Origin of the sequence: Primorskyibacter sedentarius (assembly GCF_004342065.1) — a bacterium.
Lineage (GTDB): Bacteria > Pseudomonadota > Alphaproteobacteria > Rhodobacterales > Rhodobacteraceae > Primorskyibacter > Primorskyibacter sedentarius.
This window is the reverse complement of record NZ_SLZU01000053.1, coordinates 1-5,975: the sequence shown is the minus strand read 5'-3', so window position 1 is coordinate 5,975 and position 5,975 is coordinate 1. Positions and strand designations below refer to the sequence as shown.

Genomic DNA, 5,975 nt, shown 5'->3' with positions numbered 1-5,975 from the left:
CTGCAGTCATCTGCTGGCTTGCGGCCCACCTGAAGTCGCCGACAACGCGAATTCCTGTCGCTCAGGCGGTCTGAAGGCGTTGTTCAAAGCCGACTCCATAGCGATCAGACATTTGGGCTGCTGTGCCACGAACGCCAGCAACTGCCCCCGTGACAGCTTCTTTCGGAACGCGACCGAACCGTTACAGCGCGCGCCGTGCAGCTGGAAAACGCGCTTTGCCAAGTCGATACCGATGAGAGTAACTTCGGACATGGATGCTCCTTCCTTTTATGATGGCTTTAACACTCACCACAATGGCACGTTGCGATGCCGTCGGGAGGGGCATCCACGCCATCAACAGAGCCGGTTTGAACCAATGAATGGATACTAAATCGAACATATCAATCAGCCTCCATCGCTCCAATTGAAGGTGGTTCGGGGCGACGATCTCCTTTGAAATCCGTGTAGGCATCCGGTTCGGAGAGTGCCGCCCCCAACGCGCGGGATCTGATTTGTGGTATCCACGTAGACCCGCTGTTCTTGGGATTTGCATAAGTCCCGTGAAGTGTCGAATTATCTGGACGATAACCTTTGTACCGCGATGCAAAAGCTCGCTTTTGAAAGAGCGGAGCGAAGGGCGTTTCCGGAACGCCGAGGTGTGGTTGGTGAACTAGGTTGTTCATCATGATCAGATTGGAAAAACCTATTGAATCTTCGAATTCACGGGCGTTGGTGTTTGTCAGATTAACTAGCGTGTTGTTGTACGCCAACAACGGCATGGCTTCATTATTGGACTTGGCCTGTGCTCCTCCATAAAGCCAGATGAAACCCCTAATCCCTTGGTTCTGACCGCCGATCGGCGCGCTGTTTTTATCTCCAGCAAAAACGAGAATGTTGTTCCTGAGCGTTGTGCCCCCGAAGGCGATGTCTGCAACGGCACTACCCTGAAATCCGCTGATTGCGATATTACCTTCGACGATGGCATTGGCCTGCATGCGCGCTTGACCCGTATTTTGTGGCTTTAGGGACAGCGCCAGTCTCCCACTCTCTATAGCACAGGCCTGAAGGTTCAAGCGCGCGCCCATTACGTTTGGTGACGTGTTCCACCTGATTGCAGGTTGGATTGCGATTATAGAACTATATGGGCTCCAGCCTGTAGAACTGAAGAAATCGCAGGCCCACATATTGCACATGCGCGATGAAGATACTCGAAGTGGACCAAGAGACTTGTTATCTTGAGACTGGCGAGTTACCGCATCAGTCCCTTGTACAAAACCGCAGCCGGTGAAAGACAGAGCGGAATCTGCACCGCCAAAAAATCCGATCCCTGCCCAGCCCGATACCCCAACATCGTTGAAGAAGACAGTGCGGTCGGGCGTTCTTCCTTTCGCACTATTGGCATGGAATGTTGTCGCCCAACCCGAAAAGTTACATTGGTCGATTACGACGTTCTTGCTTCCGTAGACTCCATTAAATGCGAGGCAGTCCACCTTGCGCCCTGATGGTATAGTGACATCCCAAGGCCCCTGAAAATCGATTCCTCGAAAGGTCACTCCGCTGCTGATGCTGCCGCGTATATTACGTAAAGAGTTCTCAAGTAATAGGATTGAGCCGCTCGATACCTTTGTTCCTACAGTGATAACGGGTTTGTCTTTTTTACCATCCCTAGCCTCCACACGTAAGCTGATGCCGGACGCATTGGGTGGTGCGCGATATCCGAACGGCGCTGACATAATATGGGTCTGTCCCCGTTCCAGAACGATACGATGCGGTGTTGTGGCAGTATTCAGTACTGACAGGGCTGCGTCTATGTTTCGAAATGTTCGCGATCCGATAGGTGCGTTCGTATAGGATCCTGTAACATCAACGAAAAGCGTCGTGGTGCCTGCATAAAACTTTTCAGGATCACCGATGCTCAACTCAAGCTGGCCAAAACCGACCTTCCCGGATGATGGCTCCACCACGGCCACACGCACCACGTGAAAACCTGGAGTTCGAAACACGTGTGACCCCAGTGGCCCTCGGCTATAGCGCGCATTGTTTCGGTTGCCACCATCAGCAGCGTCCATGGCAAGGATCTGGGTCGGAGCGGTAAAGAAGTACTCCTCCCCATAATCCCAGAAAACGTACTTGTCATGATAGCTTGGATCATATGCAGCCGTGTTTGGGAGAGTGTTGGTGTCGAAGCCGTCCAGCGTGAGATCAAAAAATATTCCCTCTGGTGCGACTCGATGTTCACTCCGCCTCACATTAATCCTGACGTCTACCCGGGAGCTAGGTTGCTGGGTCCAGATAGTAGCCTCGCCGGATGGTGAGGAACTGCCCCATGCAGCAGCTATACCCCTTTCGTTGGTGAGTTGACGCCTGAACCCAGCCCACCGCGGCATAAAGTGTTTCAGCATCGAAAACTCCTTCATAAGCAACCAGAACGAAGGGTTCTCTCCGTTCCAGATTTACAAGGCTTGAAGCTCGACAAAACTTGAGTTGCAGTGGGTTGTAAATAGCATCTACATAACCTTGTGTATCGTGTGACCCTTCCTTCACGAACCATTGCTGACCCACCTTAGCGCATCGAAGGCACCGAAGGGCTGCCTCATCACAAAGACCTACCCGCCCCCCTCAAAAGGGAAGGATTAGTGTTCGGGCATCAACCAACCACTTGCCTTTTCAAGAAATTAATTGGAAGTACATCGGGGGCTAGGTTCAAAAAGAGACAATCCGCATGCCGTTGAGTAGGTTTGAAGCATACAAGGGACGCCTCCGTTTCTCGAACCTCGACGGATTGCGATTCTTTTGCATTTTTATGGTTCTATGGCACCATGCTCCGCCGGTTTCTAGTGAAAATTTCGCAATTCTTTCCCGCGGTTTTTTGGGGGTAGACTTTTTTTTCGTTCTAAGTGGCTTCCTAATTACAACCCTACTCCTTCGCGAAAAGGAGAAATTTGGAAAATTCTCGCTCCGAAATTTTTACATTCGGCGCATTATTAGAATAATACCCGTGTACTATTTTGTTGTAACATGCGTATCTTTTTATTACGTAGTTATAAGTGATAGGGTCGATTTGGCTCAATATGTTCCGTTCTACTACTTTTTTTTATCAAACTTCTTAACAACAGACATTCCTACCCTAGGGCCTACGTGGTCTCTATCTGTTGAAGAACAGTTTTACCTAGTATGGCCTATAATTTTGTTAGCGGTCCCTCTAAGGTATATTTTTCATGTTGGTATACTACTTATCGCACTAAACGTAGCCGGTATAGCTGGGCTGCTCGGTGGCGCGCCAGTACCAGTCGGACCACTCCTGATAAGACTGCCCGGTGCGACCTACGCCCCTCTTATTTTAGGCTCTTTGCTAGCATACGCTCTGAATACAAAAATTGGTTTTGAGATTTTAGAAAGCATTTTTGGCAGCAGATGGAGCGCCTTTGTTCTAACAATTGCTCTTCTGGTATTTATGCAAATACTACCAAAAGATCTGCGTGGCGCCCCAAATCTAGCGTTACACTTAGTGATGACCGCAATCCTTGCGTCCCTAGTAATTCGTGAAGACGTTATTGGGAAGTATCTCCTACAACTAGAGCCGATAAAAAGATTTGGGGTGGTTAGCTATGGCGTCTATCTCTACCACCTGTTAGCTTTAGATGTGACAAATCGAGGATTATTTGCAATCGGAATATCAAACAGCTGGATTATATTCCTATCTTATAGTGCTCTAGCATACGTGATTGCGGAATTTAGCTTCCGTACTATCGAAAAGTATTTTCAAAAATTTCGTCCAGATTCGTGAAAATTATCGATCCTTTATCGCAAATCACTGAACACTTTTCGAAATATGAGGTGCTATCAAATTTGATATATATTTCTAAACCCGTTTATCCACGAGAAAAAGCGGGTCGTAATTTGTCATTTCTTGCCTGCGTCTGCCTTGATAGCGTTTGAGATTTTTAATATTCCAGCCGGCCCCCTCAAAAGGACGTGTCGTCCTTCAGAGCTCCTCGCCGGATACCTGGGGAAACTATATCTTGCAATTTCTTTGCCACCCTTCATGGCCTTGAATACTGGCTGGAAGCTTAGTTCACTTTCAGAAACTAACACCGCAAAAATTTCGTCGTCTCGATCGGTGACCTTTATGCCTCCGACTCTCTCGATTTCTGCTGTTACATATCTGCATACGGGTCCGTCATGATCGTCTGGACACATAACTGTAATGTCGATACAGCTATCTGATGTGCAGCTGTCTTTATTAGGTGAGCTAATGACTCGCTCGATCAATTCATCAAGACTGATACCTTCAATTTCTGAAATTTTTACCTTTGGCAAATGGCCGCCATAAATGTAGTATTTTTCAATGACATCTCTGTATTCCTCAATATCTTGAGAAATTTTCTCATCCCGAGAAGAGGCGAAGTGCCAAGTCGGAATCAGCAATATTGATATTGAAACGCATGTTGCGGCCAAGTATTTATTTATCGTTGACACCTACTGCCCTCCTCCTTCTTAATTTAAGGTCCATCAGCCCCCTTTCCCAAGAGAAGAAGCGAGATATTAGGGCCAGCAAAGTCCGAAGTCCTTTGATCGCCGCATCTGTTTGCCGACGGCTCCCCGAAGGAGAACCCGAAGCTGGTCGACGACGGGAATAGGCTTCCAGATCGTGATGGTTCTCTCGCGATCGACACCCGCCTTCGTAGTCCACTGCTTTACCATCTCTCGAAACGGTTCGCGGTGGTTCCAGCGCCAGACGATCTCATCGAGGTATCGCTGAAGGTGCTTGCGGCCCAGGTTGTGGTAGACACCGACCAATGCCCGCTGCACCTGGGCGATGACTGCCTCTGCCGTGTTTACATGGGCGCCGGTCTCAGGATTGGCGTATTCATGCTGGCTGTGGATCACACGATGGTGCTCCTCCATCGTCGCGCCAATGCCGAGGTAGCTCGTGCTGCCATCCGTCATGAGCGTGATGTCGTCGGACACAATCCATGCCGCGAGGACTGGCTCCAGCGTGACGCGCTGATCATCAGAAACAACCTTGGCGCGCGCCTGTCCGTCCCGGGAGGCCGCAACGAAGACCATCGGCTTGCCGCAACCCTTGCCGCGCGGATTGTAGGCGCCCGAGAGAGATTTCGGGGCTCCGCCAACGTAGGCCTCATCCACTTCGACGATGCCCTCCAGTGGCAGCAGATCGCCGTTCCGGTCGTCCATCATTTCCCTGATGGCGTGCCCCATCTTCCAGGCGGTTTTCTGGTTCACACCGAGCAGCCGTGCCATCACGACTGAGGAGATGCCCTTGCTCGATGTGAGCACCAGGAACATCGCGCAGATCCAGAGCCGCAGATCGAGCTTGGTGCTGTGCATCGGGGTATGGGTGGTTACGGTGAACTGGAGTCGGCAGTCTCTGCACTGGTATAGGCCAGGGCGGCACGTTCGACCGCGCAGGGCGGTGGAACTCACTGATCCGCAATGCGGGCAGAAGCGACCGCTTGACCAGATAATACCTTCCAGGAACCGACGCGCGTGCGTTTCGCTCGGCATACGTTTCCAAATGTCAGGGATCGACTTGAGTTCGGTGATCATCGGGGGGCCTCCGCTCGTGTCGTGAACCAGGCAATCTTGGCCCGAACCCGTTTCGACGAAGTAAAGATCAGGCATCTCGCGTAAAATACCCTGCAGAAGGTTGAAACTGCAGCGATCACAAGCCTTTATCTTTTCAGCCGCTTTTTCTCGTGGATAAGCGGGTTTCTAAACTTCAAACCTATAGTCTATAGATGGCTTAATTATCTTCGCATCCGTCAGTCAATAATGTGTTGTATTTTGGCATATCAAATGTGTCGAAAACGGCCGATGTTCGGCTCGATTTCGACCGTCGAATGCAGCTGTATTTCCGTGCATATAGCAGGCTGCTAAAAAGTAACCGCCCGGTTTAGGCCGCCTTGCAATCTTCGGGCGGTGCTGGTGTCCAATTCCAAGGAAGCAATTCGTCGAGCCGGTTGATTTTGTGA

General features: G+C 50.2%; 4 protein-coding genes. 1 reads left to right on the top strand and 3 read right to left on the bottom strand.

Annotated elements, in window-relative coordinates; translation table 11 throughout:
* Positions 1 to 380: 380 nt before the first annotated feature.
* A complete protein-coding gene (locus EDD52_RS23150) occupies positions 381 to 2,381 on the bottom strand; it encodes a hypothetical protein (RefSeq protein WP_132248975.1) in 2,001 nt (666 codons plus the stop codon).
* A 320-nt stretch (positions 2,382 to 2,701) separates the two neighbouring features.
* Between EDD52_RS23150 and EDD52_RS23145 the strand changes: the two genes are divergently transcribed.
* A complete protein-coding gene (locus EDD52_RS23145; protein ID WP_132248974.1) occupies positions 2,702 to 3,766 on the top strand; it encodes an acyltransferase family protein in 1,065 nt (354 codons plus the stop codon).
* 116 nt (positions 3,767 to 3,882) lie between these two features.
* Here EDD52_RS23145 and EDD52_RS23140 read toward each other — a convergent pair whose 3' ends face one another.
* Together EDD52_RS23140 and EDD52_RS23135 are read right to left on the bottom strand one after the other, a co-directional pair.
* Complete coding sequence (locus tag EDD52_RS23140; protein WP_132248973.1) at positions 3,883 to 4,458, bottom strand: hypothetical protein; 576 nt, start codon at positions 4,456 to 4,458, stop codon at positions 3,883 to 3,885.
* A gap of 66 nt (positions 4,459 to 4,524) precedes the next feature.
* The gene (locus EDD52_RS23135) at positions 4,525 to 5,550 is read right to left on the bottom strand and encodes an IS1595 family transposase (RefSeq protein ID WP_132248972.1); all 1,026 of its coding nucleotides are present in this window, start codon (positions 5,548 to 5,550) and stop codon (positions 4,525 to 4,527) included.
* Positions 5,551 to 5,975: the final 425 nt, after the last annotated feature.

What these genes read in the sequence shown, in the direction of transcription:
- EDD52_RS23150 (WP_132248975.1), bottom strand. Translation starts at nt 2,381, where the DNA reads ATGCTGAAACACTTTATGCCGCGGTGGGCTGGGTTCAGGCGTCAACTC.
- EDD52_RS23145 (WP_132248974.1), top strand. Translation starts at nt 2,702, where the DNA reads ATGCCGTTGAGTAGGTTTGAAGCATACAAGGGACGCCTCCGTTTCTCG.
- EDD52_RS23135 (WP_132248972.1), bottom strand. Translation starts at nt 5,550, where the DNA reads ATGATCACCGAACTCAAGTCGATCCCTGACATTTGGAAACGTATGCCG.